Origin of the sequence: Hyalangium sp. (assembly GCF_035629615.1) — a bacterium.
Lineage (GTDB): Bacteria > Myxococcota > Myxococcia > Myxococcales > Myxococcaceae > Hyalangium.
This window is the reverse complement of record NZ_DASPHO010000030.1, coordinates 1-15582: the sequence shown is the minus strand read 5'-3', so window position 1 is coordinate 15582 and position 15582 is coordinate 1. Positions and strand designations below refer to the sequence as shown.

The following is a 15582-nucleotide window of genomic DNA, read 5'->3' as shown; positions in this document are numbered from 1 at the left end:
CACCAGGTAGTCCAACACCGCCTTGGCGCGGCGCTGAGACAGGTCCACGTTGATGTTGCGCGAGCCCTTGTTGTCCGTGTGGCCCTCGATGAGCACGGGGCCCAGCGTGGGGTTCTTGGCGAGCACCGAGGCCACCTCGTCGAGCAGCTTGAACGACTGCTTGCGGATCTTCGCCTGGCCGGTCTCGAAGAGGATGTTGCCCTTGATGCGGATGCGGTCGGACTCGACGACCACGTACGGCGGCGCGTCATAGGGGCAGCCGTTGTTCTCCGGCGGGCCGAACAGGTCCGGGCACTCGTCCTCGTTGTCGGGCACCTCGTCGCCGTCGGTGTCCGGGCAGCCGTCGTACTCCTTGGGCCCGGGCTTCTGGGGGCACTTGTCCAGGTGGTCGGGGATGCCGTCTCCATCCGTGTCGGTGTCCGCCGGGCAGCCCTTGAGCTCCTTGGGGCCAGCCTTGTCCGGGCACGCGTCCTCACCGTCCACGATGCCGTCGCCGTCATTGTCCGGATCGAGGCAGCCGTCGTCGTCCTCGTGGCCGTCGCGATCCTCCTTCTCGGTGGGGCACTTGTCACGCGCGTCGGGGACGCCATCGCCATCCGAGTCGACGAAGCTCTCCTCGTAGCGGAGCGCGACCATGACGCGGAAGGCCTCGCGCCCGTAGCCGCCATGCAGGCCAATGCCACGGCCCAGGTTCAGCTCCAGGCCCCACGGGCCGTGGATCCGGGTGCGCGCGCCCACCAGCACCTCCCACGGCGTCTTGAGGGAGTCGGCCTGGCTGAAGTTGAAGGGAGCGGAGGCGGGCGTGGCCAGGTGCATCTCCGCCAGCGCCTTGATGTCCGTGAGGCGCCCCAGGTTCGGCAGGTCCACCACCGCGCCCGCGCCGAGCGTGAACTCGTCGTCCACGTAGAGGTTGAGGTACTGGGCGTGGCGACGGAAGCGCCACCCCACGTTGCCCAGCAGGCGCACCGGGCCGAAGGAGCGCTCCACCGCCACCCTCGGGGCCACGAGCACCCGGCGCTCGCCCAGGAAGCTGTAGCCATCGCCGGTGGGCAGTCGCACCTCACCCACCAGGCCCAGCCCCACGGGGAACTGTGAGGGGTCCAACAGGGTGAAGCGCGGCAGCAGGCGCAGATCCCCCAGCCCGAGTCGCTTCACGCTGGCGGCGCCCGGGAAGCCCGGGGCGGCCAGGGCGTCGCGCAGCAGCTGGAAGCGATCGCCCTGGAGCACGGTGAAGGGCAGATCCACGCCCAGCTCCACGCGAGGGTGCAACTGGTAGGCGAAGAGCGCGTGAGCGTCCAGCCGGTAGGGGATGAGATCTCCCAGCCGCTCCTCGCCCAGCTTGAGCGAGAGGATGCTCAGGTTGAGGTCCAGCAGCAGCGAGGCGCGGACGCTGCCCACAGGCGCTGGCCGGGCTCCCTCGAGCGCGATGCCGCTGTCCTGCGCCGCGGTGGCCTTCACGGGGACGGCGTCGAAGCTCCGGCTGAACGGATCGTGATCCGCCCTCGCATTCACACCCACGGCCAAGGCGCACACGAGCACCAGCCGCAGCGCAACGCGGTGCGACAGCTCCCGGAGGTAGGACTGGAGGAGCAGACCTCGCATGGCGCCGCTTATAGCGCCCGTCTCAGAGGAACGAAAAAAAATACGCTGAAACGCTACTTTTCCAAGCATTTTGTGAGAAAACGGTAAAAGTCGTTGTACCCCCAAGGAGCGTCAATGCGTAAATTTCCACTTCTCCTGTCAACCCTGGCGCTGTCGGTGGCCGGCTGTGATGGCACTGCCATCGAGGACAGCTCTCCCCTGTCCACGCGCGAGGCGGCCATCAAGGAGTCCGTAGCGACCAAGTTCCGGCTGAGCGCCGATCCGGTGCAGGGCGAGTACATCGTCGTCCTCAAGCCGCAGGAGGGCATCAGCACTCAGTCGACGGACGGCCTGGCGAAGGCCTATCGCGGCAAGGCCGGGCGGGTGTTCCGCCACGCGCTGAAGGGCTTCGTGGCGTACATGAGCGAGGCGGACGCGAAGGCGCTCGCTGCGGACTCGCGCGTCCAGTACGTGGAGGAGAACGGCCGGGTTCAGGCCGTGGGCGTGCAGACGGGCGCCACCTGGGGCCTGGATCGCATCGACCAGGTGGACCTGCCGCTGGACCAGACGTACGCGTACAACACGGCGGGCTCTGGGGTGAATGCGTACGTCATCGACACTGGCATCCGCATCACCCACGCGGACTTCGCCGGGCGCGCCGTGCACGCCTTCTCGTCCATCACGGACGGCAATGGTGCCAACGACTGCAACGGCCACGGCACGCACGTTGCGGGCACCATCGGCGGCACCACCTGGGGCGTGGCCAAGGCGGTGAACCTGCATGCGGTGCGCGTGCTGGACTGCGCTGGCTCCGGCACCTACGAGGGGGTGATCGCCGGCGTGGACTGGGTGACGGCCAACCACGTCAAGCCCGCCGTGGCGAACATGAGCCTGGGCGGCGGTGCCTCTCAGGCGGTGGATGACGCGGTGACGGGCTCGATCGCCGCCGGTGTGGTGTACGCGCTCGCCGCGGGCAACGACAGCGGGGACGCCTGCACCAAGTCTCCGGCCCGCACGCCCAACGCCATCACTGTAGGCGCCTCCGAGATCAACGACGCGCGCGCCTCCTACTCCAACTACGGCACGTGCGTGGACATCTTCGCGCCGGGCACGAACATCACCTCTGCGTGGAGCACGGGCGACAGCGCCACCGACACCATCAGCGGCACCTCGATGGCGTCCCCGCACGTTGCGGGCGCGGCGGCGCTCTACCTGAGCACCAACCCCACCGCCTCTCCGGAGCAGGTAGGGAGCGTGCTGACCAGCCTGGCCCATGTGGGCAAGGTGACCAACCCGGGTGCGGGCTCGCCCAACCTGCTGCTGTTCGCGGCCCCCATCGGCAATGGCTCGGGTGACAACACCGCGCCCACCGCCGCGCTCACGGCTCCGTCCTCGGGCGTCACCATCGTCGGTTCCGCTACCCTCGCGGCAGATGCCAGCGACAACGTGGGCGTGACGCGCGTGTCCTTCTTCGTGAACGGCGCCTTTGTGGGCACGGACTCCACCGCGCCGTACTCCGTCGCCTGGGACAGCACGCAGGGTGGCAATGGTGCTGCCTCCATCGTGGCCAAGGCGTATGACGGTGGCGGAAACGTGGGCTCCAGCGCCACCGTCACGGTGAGCGTGAACAACCCGGGCGTGGCCAGCTATGACGCCGCGCTCAAGGCGCCGCGCTGCACCGAGCCGGGTGCCTCCTGCGACACGGGAACCCTGATAAAGGGCCGTGGCACCGTCGGCCCCGAGCTGAACGCCTCCAACACGATCAACAACTCGTGCGCGGACGGCAACAGTGGCACCTACCAGGGGGACGAGTCCCTGGAGCGCCTCCGCATCACCACGCTGGACGGGTCGCCGCTGGCGGCGGGCAAGACTGTGCGCATCGACGCGACGGTGTGGGCTTGGTCCAGCGGCGCCTCGGACTCGCTGGACCTGTACTACACGGGCAACGCGAACAACCCCTCGTGGACGTTCCTGGCCACGATCAAGCCCGCGGCAGGCGGGGCTCAGGTGCTGTCCGCCACCTATGCGCTGCCTGCGGGCACTCTGCAGGCGGTTCGTGGTGCCTTCCGGTACACCGGTACGGCGGCCTCGAGCTGCACTACAGGCAGCTACGATGATCGCGACGACCTGGTGTTCCCGGTGGAGAGCAACGGCCAGCTGCCTCCCTCGGCCTCGTTCACCTCGTCTTGCACGGGGTTGAGCTGCTCCTTCACGGACACCAGCACGGACTCGGACGGCACCATCGCCTCGCGGAGCTGGAGCTTCGGTGATGGGAGCTCCTCCACCGCGGCGAACCCGAGCCACACCTACGCGGCGGCCGGTACCTTCACCGTGTCGCTGACGGTGACGGACAACCAGGGACTGAGCAGCACGAGGACGCAGACGGTGACGGTGACGGCGCCTACGTCCATCTCGCTCTCGGCCACGAAGCGGACGCAGGGCAAGCGCCGGTATGTGGACCTCGTGTGGTCTGCCGCCAGCGGCACCAGCGTGGACGTGTTCCGCAACGGGACGAAGGTCGTCACCACGGCCAATGACGGTGCCCACACCGATCAGGTAAGCGCGGCCGGCAGCTACACGTACAAGGTCTGCAACGCTGGGACGACGACGTGCTCGCCCAACGTGACCGTGACGTTCTAACGCGGCTCGAGTGAAGCAAGGAGGCCCCGGGTCGGCGCGAAGCCGGCGCCGGGGCCTTCGCTTTGGGGCAGGGTCGAGAGCAGAGCGCTCGCGCATGAGGCCCGCCGTGGCTGGGTGTAGAAGGGGGGCATGCCCAGCCCTGCCTTGCGTCTGGCGAAGGAGCACGATGTCGGCGTGCTCCTGGAGATGATGGATGACTTCAACCGGTGTGAGGTCATCGCGTGGGAGCCCGCGACCACCGAGCTGGCGCTTCGCAAGCTCCTGAAGGAGCCCACGCTCGGGCAGGTCGTGGTGGTCGAGGACGAGGGGGTGATTCGCGGCTATGCGGTGCTCACCTACGGGTACGACCTGGAGTTCGCCGGCCGCGATGCGTACCTGACCGAGCTCTACCTTCGTCCCGAAGCGCGGGGGCAAGGGCTGGGGAAGTGGCTGCTGGCACGCGTCGAGGAGCGGGCCCATGAGGCGGGTGTGCAGGCCGTACACCTCATGGTACGGCCGGAGAACGAGCCGGCGCTGAAGCTCTATCGCCGGGCGGGCTTCGAGGCGCCGCCTCGGGTATTCCTCACGAAGCGGCTCCCCCCGGAGCGATGAGCCGCCCCGGCGCCTCCGCTACTTCTCCATGAAGGTGCTCGCGGGGATGACCTCGATGGACTCGGGCTGCAAGGAGAGCGGCTGGCGGACGATGGCCTTGTCCACCTCGAGCAGCTCCTGGGGCTTGGGGGACGCGTATTTCAGGGGCGCGACGGTCTGGGACTTGAGCGCGTTGACGAGCGCCGGGGCGTCCTGGGTGACGAAGGCGAAGCTGAGCGCCTCCGGGCGCAGGCGGCGACGCACGGCCTCCTGGACGGACTCGGGCGTCATGTCCCCAAGGGCCTTGCGGTACTGCTCCAGGAAGTCGGGCGTACCGTACAAGAGCGAGTCGATGGCGTAGCCCAGGCGCCGCTGGTCCGTCTGTTCCCACAGCCGCGTGTAGTTCAGGAGGAAGCCGCGGACGAGCTCGAACTGCTCGCGGGGGATGCCCTGCTGCACGAGCCGATCGAGGTAGTAGACGGCGCCATGGGTGGCGAAGGCGGCGTTGGCGGGAACCACCGGGCGGATCCACAGGCTGATGTCCTGCTGGGTCCGGCCGATGTTGGTGCGGTTGTAGGTGGTGCCGGGCTGCTCGCTGAAGTGCTCGGCGTAGGCATAGTCGCCGTAGTTGAGGCCGCGCTGCTCGCGCAGCTCATTGAAGAGCACGCCGAGGAACTGGCGATGCTCGCCCAGGTACGAGAGCGCGAAGGCGACGGGGAAGAAGTCCGGATCTCCTCGGCGCAAGGGCGTCACATAGCCCATGGAGATGGCGGTGGAGCTCGTGGGCTTCTGGATGATGACGGCGCGGCCCGGCGGCGCGGGCACGGGAGGCAGCTCCACGCGAGGGCCGCCCATGGTGGGGAGCGCGGACAGCCGCGAGGTGATGGACTTCTTCAGCGCGTCGTCCACGGGGCCGGCCATGCCGATGACGAGCCGATCCTGGGTGAGGACGCGGCGGGCGTGGGCCTTCACGTCGTCGAGCGTCAGGGCCTGAAGCCCCTGCACGGTGCCGCCGACGAAGTGCTCGTATGGGTGGCCGCGGAAGAGGAGCGCGTCGAGCGCGACCTGACCGAGCTGCTCGTCGTTCTCGCTGCGCAGCCGGTTGCGGACGGTGTTGAGCGCGTCGGTGCGCAGGCGCTCGAACTCGTTCGGATCGTAGCGGGGCTCGAGCAGCACGTCGGTGAAGATCTCGAGGAAGCGGGGCAGGAAGTCCTTGTGGACGCGCCCGGAGAAGGTGGTGAACTCCTTGTCCGGGAAGACCTCCAGCGTGGCGGCCATGGGGAAGAGGACCTCCAGGAGCTGGGCGGAGCTGAGCTTCCGCGTGCCACCCTCCGCGAGCAGGTTGGCGGTGAGCGCGGTGAGGCCCTCCTTGCCGCTCGGGTCATCCACCGAGCCGGCGCGGAACACGAGCCGGAAGCTGACGATGGGGTTTTCGGGTCCAGCTTGGACGACGAGCTGCATGGGCGCGGGCTGCTTCAAGGGCACGGCTGGGATGGGCGGGAGCGGCGCCGTGGGCGCTGGAGCCTGGGCAGCCGGTGCCGGCACTTGGGCCGGAGCGGGGGCCGGCTCGGGCGTGGGCTGGGGTGCGCTGGCGCAGGCGCCGAGCCACAGCGCGGAGGCGAGGGCGAGGGTGCTTCGAGTAAAGGCGTTCATCACGGCTTCCCTCCGGCGGCGGGCGTGAGGGTGAGGACGGTGAGGTTGGAGTCGACGAGGTATCGCTTCGCGAAGGAGACGAGCTGCTCGGGCTGGATCCTGGCGATGTTCTGGAGGTGGCGGGAGAGCGCGTCCGGCGTGCCGAAGATGCCGGCATACCAGGCGAGCTGCACGGCCACGTCGTCGGGCGCCTCCAGGCCCATGAGCAGCCCGTAGCGGATGTTGCTCTGGATGGCCTTCACGCGCGCGGCGTCCACCTTGCCGGAGGCCAGCTCTCGGATGGCGCGGTTGAAGGCGGCATCGACGGCGGCGCGGTGCTGCTCCTCCTTGAGGGTGGCGTTGAGGGCGAAGAGAGAGGGATCCCGGTGGGGGTAGCTGTCGTCGCGGATGGACTCCGCGAGCTGCTTCTCGAGGACGAGCTCCTTGTAGAGCGGGCTGGTGGGACCGACCAGGTAGGCGCCGAGCACGGACTGGATGGCGGCGCTGGGGGTGGTGAGCGTGCCCGCGGGGCTGTGCCAGGCGAGCACATGGCGGGGCAGGGTGCTCGCCGGCCAGTCGATGTGGACGGTGCGCTTCTCCTTCTGGGGCGGCTCAGGGGGGATGGTGACCTGGGCCAGCTTGCGGTTCCAGGGGCCGTACTCCGCGCGGATCTGCTGCATCACGGCCGCGTCGTCGAAGTCGCCGACGATGAAGATCAGGGTGTTGTCCGGGGTGTACCAGCGCTCGAAGAAGGTGCGGCTGTACGCGTAGGCCTCGGGCATGGCCTTGATGTCCTCGTAGAAGCCGAGCGTGGTGTGCCGGTAGGGGTGCGCCTTGAAGGCGGTGCCCAGGAGCTGCTCCTCCATCTTCAGCTCCGGGCGCGACTCGTTCTTGTGGTACTCGCCGAGCACCGCTAGCGCCTCCGTTCGGAACGAGGGCTCCGCGTACTCGAGGTTGCGGAAGCGATCGGCCTCCAGCTCGATGAGCGCGTCGACCCCAGCGGTGGGGCCGTACGAGTGATAGACGGTGAAGTCGTCCGTGGTGAAGGCGTTGTCGTCGAAGCCGTAGCTGGCGACGATGCGGTCGCGCTCGCCCTCGGGGTGCTTCTTCGTGCCCTTGAACATCATGTGCTCGAAGAAGTGGGCGAAGCCTGTCTTGCCGGGCTCCACCTCATTGCGCGAGCCGACGCGCACCACGGTGTAGTAGGCGACGAGGCCTGGCGACCGGAACGGCACGCGCACGACGGTGAGGCCGTTGGGCAGCCGATCGACCTTCATCGGGAAGGGGGAGGTGTCAGTGCTCGGCTGGGCGGAGGCCGGCAGGGCCGGGGCCAGCAGGAGCAGAAGGAGGGGGAGGAGCCTGCGCATGCGATGACCTCGTGACCGAGGTGGGTGGGCAACCCCGGCGGTAGGGCACCCTACGGCCTCAGCCCCCCTGGTGGGGAGGCAGGCATGAGGCAATCTGTTGGAGATCGTGTGGGAGACAGGGGGGATGAGTAGGTCAGGAGGATTGACGCCCCCCCGTCAGCGGTTAACGTAGAAGAGTCGAACGAAAGGGGGCGACCTGGCTTCGACGGGGGCATAGATGCCCGAGACGCGTGCCGAGCCGTCAGTGACTCGTTAAACCGCTGGCACAGACACAAAAGCCAACGACAACGTTGAGCTCGCGCTGGCTGCCTAAAAACAGCTTCTAGGCGCGCGGTCCTCCCGCTCTCGGCCCGTGGGGCGGGGTAGGACCGTCATAATGCGGGCTGGCTGCCGAGGGTGCCTGGGCCCGAGGTGGCGAGATCTTCCAGGACCGGCTCGGAGGATCCCGTCCGTGGGAGCCTTCGGGACGTAGCAAAGCGCGGACTACGCACGTAGGGTCGAAGGGCGGAAGGCTTTCGGACGCGGGTTCGATTCCCGCCGCCTCCAAGTAGCACAGAGCCCCGTGGCGCCACTCAGGTGCCACGGGGCTTTCTCTTAGCGGCGGCACGCCGCTGGTGAGCACTCCGCGCAGGAGGCCGCCCACCGCTTCACCCACGGCGGCCCCCTCCACGCGCAGGAGCTGCGCGCGGTGCTCGGCCTGGTGTGCGTGGGCGTTGAGGACGGAGGCGAACACCCCGGACTTCGCGCCAGCCTCCTGCCGCATGTATTTGCCTCTCACCCGTCGGTCTGGCCCTGAGATCCTCTCCTCAGAACAGTCCGGCAGCCAACGTTTTCCTGCCCAATTGTCGCGTACCAGCCTTGTGGATGGTGCCTGCGATGCCCACTTCCCCAGGAACCGGGTTCGAGGATCTCCGAAGCTGAGAGGATGAAATGTCCGACCGAAATCCAGAAGAGCTCCTGACGCCAAGCGAGGCTGCCCATATCCTCAGCCTCTCCTCGGACACTGTGCGGTTGTTGAGCGACAAGGGCATCCTGCCCACGCTGCGCACCATGAGCGGACGACGCCTCTTTCGTCGTGTCGATGTCGAACGCCTCGCCGAAGAGCGCCTGCGCAAAGTGCAGCCCTCGGAACGGACGGGGAGCGTTTAAAGAAGTCCCCGATTGGAAGGACACCTGGGAATGCGCGCAGAGCGCCTAGGAGGCCAAACGGTGTAACGACAACGGATAGGTTCGGGGGCTGCTCGTGTGGGCCCGAAAGGTGTTGTGTGTGAGCCTGAGAAACGAGCAGCCACAGAAAGATGAGGCAGTCGAGGCGCTCGGCTGCGATCCAGCGGTGCTCTTCGAGTCCATCTGGGGAGCACTCGTCGACCTCCTGGGGAGCGCAGCCACGGCTACGCTGATTCGCCGCAGCCTGAAACGCGCCGCAGCGCGTGTCCCCGAACTCGACGGCATCTCCATCAACAGGGAACGTTTCGAGTATCGATATGTCCTTCCGCCTGGGTGGAAGGACAACGCCACAGAAGCGCTCGATGGCCTACGGGAGGTCGCCCGAGAGCTGCACCCCCTGCTGCTCGAGCTGACGGGCTCTGTGGTTCTGCACCGACTCCGTGGGATTCCTGACCTCGAGCGGTGCCGCGTATTTCCCTCGGAGAATGAGTCATGACTTCGAAAAACACTCCGCTCGAGTTCCAGAGCACGGGTGACCAGGCGCTGGACAAGATTCTCGGTGGAGGCATACCCGCTCGCTCCGTGGTGATGATCGCCGGTGAACCGGGGTCCGGGAAGACGGTCTTGACGCTCCAGATGCTCTTCCACGCAGCACGCCAAGGGAAGAAGTGCCTCTACTTCACCACCCTCTCGGAACCGGCCCTCAAGGTCATTCGCTACATGCAGCTGTTCGACTTCTTTGATGTCGAGCTGCTCGACAAGCAGGTCATGTTCGTTGACCTCGGCGCCTGTGTCCGCGAGGGGGCAGACCGGACACTCGCGGAGATTGTGGCTCGCGTGGAGAAGCACGAGCCTGACTTCGTGGCGATCGACAGCTTTCGTGCTGTGGGCGAGCTCCTTCGCGGCCAGGGCGCCGCGGCGCGTCCTTTCATCTACGACCTGGCGGTGCAAACGACAGGCTGGGGCGCGACGACCTTGCTGGTCGGTGAGTACACCCGTGACGAGTACCCATCCTTCGCCGAGTTCGCCGTGGCGGATGGCATCCTACGCCTCGGGAGCGAGCGCCAGGAGCTCACCTCCGTGCGGGAGATGGAGGTGCTCAAGCTCCGCGGTGCTGGGTACACCTCGGGTCGGCACTTCTTTGACATCAGCAAGGTGGGGTTCTCCTTCTATCCTCGGGTGAGCACTCCCGCTGACATGGAGCTTCAGCCAAGCGCAGCGTCGGGAGAGCGCGCGCTCCTCGGCATTGAGGGGCTCGATGAGCTCCTCGGAGGTGGGCTCCCTCGCGGGAGCGCGACCGTCGTTCAGGGAGCGACCGGAACTGGGAAAACGCTCCTCAGCCTGAGCTTCCTCATGGAGGGGGCGCGCCATGGGGAGAAGGGAGTCCTCTTCACCCTCGAGGAGACCCCGGACCAGCTCCGCTGGATTGCGCGCAACCTGGGATGGGACCTCGCCGCCCTCGAGAAACAAGGCAAGCTCGTCATCAAGTACGCGTCGCCGGTCGAGCTCTCGACGGATCGATTCCTGTACGAGGCCCGAAGGCAGGTGCGCGAAATGGGCGCGACCCGAGCGGTGTTCGACAGCCTGACCACCATGGCGCTGGGCGTGCCCTCCGACCGGCGCTATAAGGAGATGGTCTACGCCATCGCGAAGCACATGCGGGGCGCAGGGGTGACGCTCCTCATGACGGTCGAGTCCGAACAGCTTATCGGTACCGCCCAGCTCACGGGGCATGGCGTGTCCTTCATCGCCGACAACCTCATCCAGCTTCGCTACCTCGAGATCGGAGCCAAGCTCGAGCGGGCCATCTCGGTGATCAAGGCTCGCGGTATCAAGCACGACTCCGAGCTTCAGTCGTTGACCGTCGGATCCGCCGGCCTGAAGGTCATCAAGGGGCGCTTCAAGGACCTGAGGGGTGTTCTCACCGGCCTGCCCATCGGCGACCCGAGAGAGGCCAAATGAACGCCGACTATGAGGCCGAACTCCGTCGCATCGCACGGACCCTCTCTGAGATTGCGCATACATTGGAATCCGCTGATGGCGCGGATGAGCGGGTTGTGCGCGCACTGGAGCTGACGAGGGACCTCGTCCCGTACCGACGATGCTCGCTCCTCAAGGCTTTCCCGGGCACTTCGCATGAGCTGTTCGTCGTACCCGAGCTGTCAGCAGCGGAACGGGGGCCGCTGCTCGCAACCCTCACCAGGGTCCTGCGCCTCGTGGCGCACGCCGAAGAGATTGGACGCTCGTCTGACGGTCCTCCGCATCTGACGCTGCCCCTGATGGGGCTGGACGAGGTGATAGGCCTTGTTCGCATGGAGCCCTCCGGCGACACCGCGTACGATGCGCAGCATCTTCGACTGTTCTCAGTCGTCGCCGCGCAGCTGGGTGCCTACCTGACAATGATAAGGCTGCGCGAGGAAGACGCACGGAGGACCGAAGAACTCACTGCCGCGCACGACTTCCAGCGGTTGCTCGTGGGAATCGTCAGCCACGACCTGCGCAATCCTCTCTCGGTCATCACGACCGTGGCGTCATCTCTCCTGCGAAAGACGGATGATCCGCAGAGAGCGAAGGCCATTGAGCGTGCTCTCCGAAGTGCGGAGAGGGCCAATCGCATCATCAATGACCTGCTCGATGTCACGCACATTCGAGTGACCGGCGAGCTTGGGGTGTCTCGAAAGCGCATCGACCTTCTTGCGCTCCTTAAAGAGGTTCTCGATGACTTTCGGTTGGCGAATCCGTGGCGCGAGATTCAGTTTGTGGCGCTGGACAAGGATGCAGTCCAGGGCGAATGGGATCCTGACCGCCTGACGCAGGTCGTGACGAACCTGGTCAACAATGCCCTGCAGCACGGTGAGGAGCGCACAGCTGTCCGGGTGGTCCTTCACGCGCGGGATGAGGACGTTGTCCTGGAGGTTCACAATCGAGGCCCTGTGATACCCAGCGACTTGCTTCCGGTGCTGTTTGATCCATTCAAACAGGGACGGCACGCCCAGCAGCGTGTAGCAGGTGGAGGATTGGGGCTGGGTCTCTACATCGTGGATCAGATTGTTCGGAGCCACGGTGGGAAGGTCTCTGCCCACTCGACAGCGTCAGAGGGGACGACGTTGACGGTAACCCTCCCACGTACGATTCGGGCTCATCGCGCCCCTGAGCACTCCTCCTCGGTCAAGGACTCCCGCGGCGCGCGAGCGCCCTCGTCCGATGAGAGCGAGAGGACTGAGTCAACGACGGTCATGGTAGTCGATGACGACTTCGATGTCCGAGACGGCATCGCGGCGCTCCTGCAGAGCAGCGGTTACAAAGTGATAGCGGCTTCGAATGGCGCAGAAGCACTCGAGCTCCTCCGCAGCGGACCACCCCCGAGCCTCATCCTGGTGGACCTCTCCATGCCGGTCATGGACGGCGAGAGCTTCTGCAACGCCTGCCGCGATGACCCGGCGCTCACTTCAATTCCGCGATTTATTATTTCTGCCGACGCTGCGACTGCCGTGAAGCTCACGCGGCACGGAGCAGCGGGCTTCCTGGGAAAGCCTCTTCAGGCAGATGCGCTCTTGGACGCTATTGAGCGGCTCTCGGGGTCCTTCGATTGAGGACCCCGAGCCCTTCCAGAAGGGAGCCCCGGCAGGCTTGAGCCCGCCTGGGCCTACTTCGCCTTCTTCTCCTTCTTCTTCTTCTGCTTCTCCTGGGTGGTCAGCTTCGGCTTGTTGCTCTTCTTCGCTTTCTGTTGTCCCTTGGGCATGGTGCTTCTCCTTGGTTTGAGAACAGCTGTGAGTCACTGAGTCCTATCGAGGCCTACTTGAGCAGCGCCTCGACCTGCGCCTTCAAGTCCGTGCGCTTGATGTCATTCCCCGTGAGCCGCTGGCCAGACTCCTGACCCTGCTTGAAGAAGACAAGGGTGGGGCTGGTGGTCACGCCCAGCTTCTCTGAGAGCCCCGGATTGTTCTGCCGCAGGATCTTGATGAACTGGATCTTTCCCTCGAACTTCTCGGCGACGGCCCCAAACCTGGGGGCGAGCGCCGTACAGGCCGCGCTATCGGGGGAGTAGAAGTCGAGGACGACCGGAAGGGTGCTCTCGAGCACCGCGACAGTGTAGTCCTTCTCGACAAGCTCCTTCACGGACTGCTTCGTTTTCACTTCTTCGGTGACCTTTGAACCCATGTCGATTGGCTCCTGTGAAAGACGAACTCATTCGAGCGCGTGAGGTGTGCGCTCGTGGAGCGTTCGGCGGGGGGTGGAGGTCCGCACCCTAGCAGATCGGTATGGAGTCCGGCGAGTTCGAGAGCTTCTTCGGCAGGAAGGCGGCCGGGCGCTCAAGGGGGTGCGATCTCGGCTACGATTCAAAGACGATTTCCACCCAGGAGATGCGCAGATGGAGAAGGTGTGGCTGAAGCATTACCCTGCGGGTGTGCCGAGCGAGATCGATCCTCGCGAGTACCGATCCCTGGTGCACCTGCTGGAGGAATCGTTCCAGAAGTATGCCTCACGCCGCGCCTTCGTCTGCATGGACAAGGCGTTGACCTATGGCGAGGTTGACCGCCTGTCGCGCCAGCTCGGCGCCTGGCTTCAGTCGCGCGGGCTGGCACCGCAGTCCCGGGTCGCCCTCATGATGCCCAACATCCTGCAGTACCCGGTGGCACTGGCCGCGGTGCTGCGTGCGGGCTACGTCGTGGTCAACGTCAATCCGCTGTACACCCCACGCGAGCTCGAGCACCAGCTGAAGGACAGCGGCGCCGAGGCCATCATCGTCCTCGAGAACTTCGCGGCCACCCTCCAGAAGATCTTGGACAAGACGCCGGTCCGCCACGTGGTGGTGGCCAGCATGGGGGACCTGCTGGGAGGCGTGAAAGGCACGATCGTCAACTTCGTTGTGCGCAGCGTGAAGAAGATGGTGCCCGCCTGGTCGCTGCCCGGCTGCACCCGCTTCAACGCGGCCCTCGCGGAGGGCAAGGGCCTGTCCCTCAAGCCCGTGGAGCTGAAGGCCGAGGATGTCGCCTTCCTCCAGTACACCGGCGGGACCACGGGCGTGTCCAAGGGAGCGACCCTGCTGCACCGCAACGTTGTCGCCAACGTGCTCCAATCCGAGGCATGGATGCAGCCCTCGCTGCGCAAGGGCGCTCCGATCGATCAGATCGTCACCGTCACCGCGCTGCCCCTGTATCACATCTTCGCGCTCACGGTGTGCTGCCTGCTGGTCATGCGCAGCGGCGGACTGGCCCTGCTGATTCCCAATGCGCGTGACATTGGCAGCCTCATCCGGGACATCCGCAAGTGGAAGTTCCACATGTTCCCCGCAGTCAACACGCTCTACAACGCGCTGCTCAACCACCCGGACTTCGACACGGTGGACTTCTCCAGCCTGCGGGTGGCCAACGGCGGTGGAATGGCGGTGCAGGAGGCTGTCGCCCGCAGGTGGTTGGAGCGGACGAAGTGCCCCATCGTCGAGGGGTATGGCCTCTCGGAGACCTCGCCGAGCGTGTCCTGCAACCCGACCGACAACGACAGGTTCACAGGCACGATTGGCCTGCCCCTGTCGTCCACGGAGATCGAGCTCCGCGACGATGACGGCAAGCCTGTGCCGCTCGGTCAGCCCGGCGAGATCTGCATCCGCGGTCCGCAGGTGATGGCCGGCTATTGGAATCAGCCGGCCGAGACGGCTCGGGTGATGTACGCGGACGGCTTCTTGAAGACGGGTGACATTGGCGTCATGGACGAGCGCGGCCATACGAAGATCGTCGACCGCAAGAAGGACATGATCCTGGTGTCTGGCTTCAACGTCTTCCCCAACGAGATCGAGGGAGTGGCGATCGAGTGTCCAGGAGTGCTGGAGGCGGCGGCCATCGGCGTGCCGGACGAGCACTCCGGTGAGGTGGTCAAGCTCTTCATCGTCAAGCGCGACCCGTCATTGACCGAGGAGACCGTGAGGGAGTTCTGCAAGGAGCGGCTGACCGGCTACAAGCGCCCGAAGCACATCGAGTTCCGCTCCGAGCTGCCGAAGACGAACGTGGGCAAGATCCTGCGCCGCGAGCTGAGAGAGCCGAAGTCGGCGTGAGCTGCGCCCTTTCCCACAGGGCGCGTGGGGAAGAGACAGCTCCCCTCACCTTGCAACGGGATCCACTTGTAGGCGGTGGCCTCAACCCGCGCGCGCGGCGTCCTCGGCGAGCAGGAGGTCCAGCGCCTCGATGAAGAACGAGGCATCAGCGCCGGAGAACACCAACGGCGGCTTGATCTTGAGCACGTTGTTCAGCGGGCCGTCGATGCTCACGAGCACACCTCGCTCCTTGAGCCGCTGGGTGATGTAGTGAGTCTGCGCAGGCGCGGGCTCCAACGTCGTCCGGTCGCGCACGAGCTCTACTCCCATGAACAATCCCAGGCCCCGCACATCGCCAATGAGCTCATGGCGCGTGGCCAGCTCGCGAAACCCCTGCCGGAGCTGTTCGCCCACGCGCAGCGCGTTCGCTTGCAAGCCCTCGTCAGCAATGACGTCCAGCACGGCCAGCCCGATGGCGCACGACACCGGGCTGCCTCCAAACGTGCTGAAGTACTCCATGCCATTGTCGAACGACGCGGCGATCTCCGGGGTGGTCACCACCGCGCCGAGCGGGTGGCCGTTACCCAGCGGTTT

General features: G+C 66.1%; 12 protein-coding genes and 1 other RNA gene. 8 read left to right on the top strand and 5 right to left on the bottom strand.

The features are described from left to right. The coding region (locus VD972_RS01365) for an OmpA family protein (protein WP_324979546.1) at nucleotides 1–1602 on the bottom strand (1602 nt) is incomplete at its 3' end. Between the two features lie 114 nt (nucleotides 1603–1716). Here VD972_RS01365 and VD972_RS01360 point away from each other — a divergent pair. Further along, nucleotides 1717–4221: a S8 family serine peptidase gene (locus tag VD972_RS01360; RefSeq protein WP_324979544.1), complete on the top strand. Its 2505-nt coding sequence runs from the start codon at nucleotides 1717–1719 to the stop codon at nucleotides 4219–4221. 129 nt (nucleotides 4222–4350) lie between these two features. Beyond that, nucleotides 4351–4812 (top strand): GNAT family N-acetyltransferase, encoded by a 462-nt coding sequence (locus VD972_RS01355; RefSeq protein ID WP_324979542.1) that lies wholly within the window; start codon nucleotides 4351–4353, stop codon nucleotides 4810–4812. A gap of 18 nt (nucleotides 4813–4830) precedes the next feature. Here the strand turns inward: VD972_RS01355 and VD972_RS01350 are convergent, their stop codons facing one another. Both VD972_RS01350 and VD972_RS01345 read right to left on the bottom strand, forming a co-directional pair. Beyond that, the gene (locus tag VD972_RS01350; protein WP_324979540.1) at nucleotides 4831–6444 is read right to left on the bottom strand and encodes a pitrilysin family protein; all 1614 of its coding nucleotides are present in this window, start codon (nucleotides 6442–6444) and stop codon (nucleotides 4831–4833) included. Beyond that, nucleotides 6444–7790 carry a pitrilysin family protein gene (locus VD972_RS01345; protein WP_324979538.1) on the bottom strand — a complete coding sequence of 449 codons (1347 nt, stop codon included), beginning with the start codon at nucleotides 7788–7790 and terminating at the stop codon, nucleotides 6444–6446. The genes VD972_RS01350 and VD972_RS01345 overlap by 1 nt, the downstream gene beginning before the upstream one ends. Before the next feature lie 187 nt (nucleotides 7791–7977). On the opposite strand from VD972_RS01345, the gene ssrA reads away from it, so the two are divergent. From ssrA to VD972_RS01320, 5 genes are all read left to right on the top strand, one after another. Beyond that, nucleotides 7978–8337: a transfer-messenger RNA gene (gene ssrA, locus VD972_RS01340) on the top strand. A 383-nt stretch (nucleotides 8338–8720) separates the two neighbouring features. Beyond that, nucleotides 8721–8939 carry a helix-turn-helix domain-containing protein gene (locus VD972_RS01335; RefSeq protein WP_324979536.1) on the top strand — a complete coding sequence of 73 codons (219 nt, stop codon included), beginning with the start codon at nucleotides 8721–8723 and terminating at the stop codon, nucleotides 8937–8939. Nucleotides 8940–9057: 118 nt separating this feature from the next. Next, the gene (locus VD972_RS01330) at nucleotides 9058–9453 is read left to right on the top strand and encodes a hypothetical protein (RefSeq protein ID WP_324979534.1); all 396 of its coding nucleotides are present in this window, start codon (nucleotides 9058–9060) and stop codon (nucleotides 9451–9453) included. Then, the gene (locus VD972_RS01325; RefSeq protein WP_324979532.1) at nucleotides 9450–10919 is read left to right on the top strand and encodes an ATPase domain-containing protein; all 1470 of its coding nucleotides are present in this window, start codon (nucleotides 9450–9452) and stop codon (nucleotides 10917–10919) included. Before VD972_RS01330 ends, VD972_RS01325 begins: the two co-directional genes overlap by 4 nt. Continuing rightward, nucleotides 10916–12550, top strand: coding sequence for a hybrid sensor histidine kinase/response regulator (locus VD972_RS01320; RefSeq protein WP_324979529.1), 1635 nt, complete (start codon nucleotides 10916–10918; stop codon nucleotides 12548–12550). Before VD972_RS01325 ends, VD972_RS01320 begins: the two co-directional genes overlap by 4 nt. Before the next feature lie 202 nt (nucleotides 12551–12752). Here the strand turns inward: VD972_RS01320 and VD972_RS01315 are convergent, their stop codons facing one another. Next, on the bottom strand, nucleotides 12753–13118 hold the full coding sequence (locus VD972_RS01315) for a thioredoxin family protein (RefSeq protein ID WP_324979526.1): 366 nt from the start codon (nucleotides 13116–13118) through the stop codon (nucleotides 12753–12755). 211 nt (nucleotides 13119–13329) lie between these two features. Between VD972_RS01315 and VD972_RS01310 the strand changes: the two genes are divergently transcribed. Further along, nucleotides 13330–15009, top strand: coding sequence for a long-chain fatty acid--CoA ligase (locus tag VD972_RS01310; RefSeq protein WP_324979524.1), 1680 nt, complete (start codon nucleotides 13330–13332; stop codon nucleotides 15007–15009). Nucleotides 15010–15090: 81 nt separating this feature from the next. Here VD972_RS01310 and VD972_RS01305 read toward each other — a convergent pair. Beyond that, nucleotides 15091–15582, bottom strand: a 492-nt coding sequence (locus VD972_RS01305) for an aminotransferase class III-fold pyridoxal phosphate-dependent enzyme (RefSeq protein ID WP_324979522.1), incomplete at its 5' end; no start/stop codon positions are given.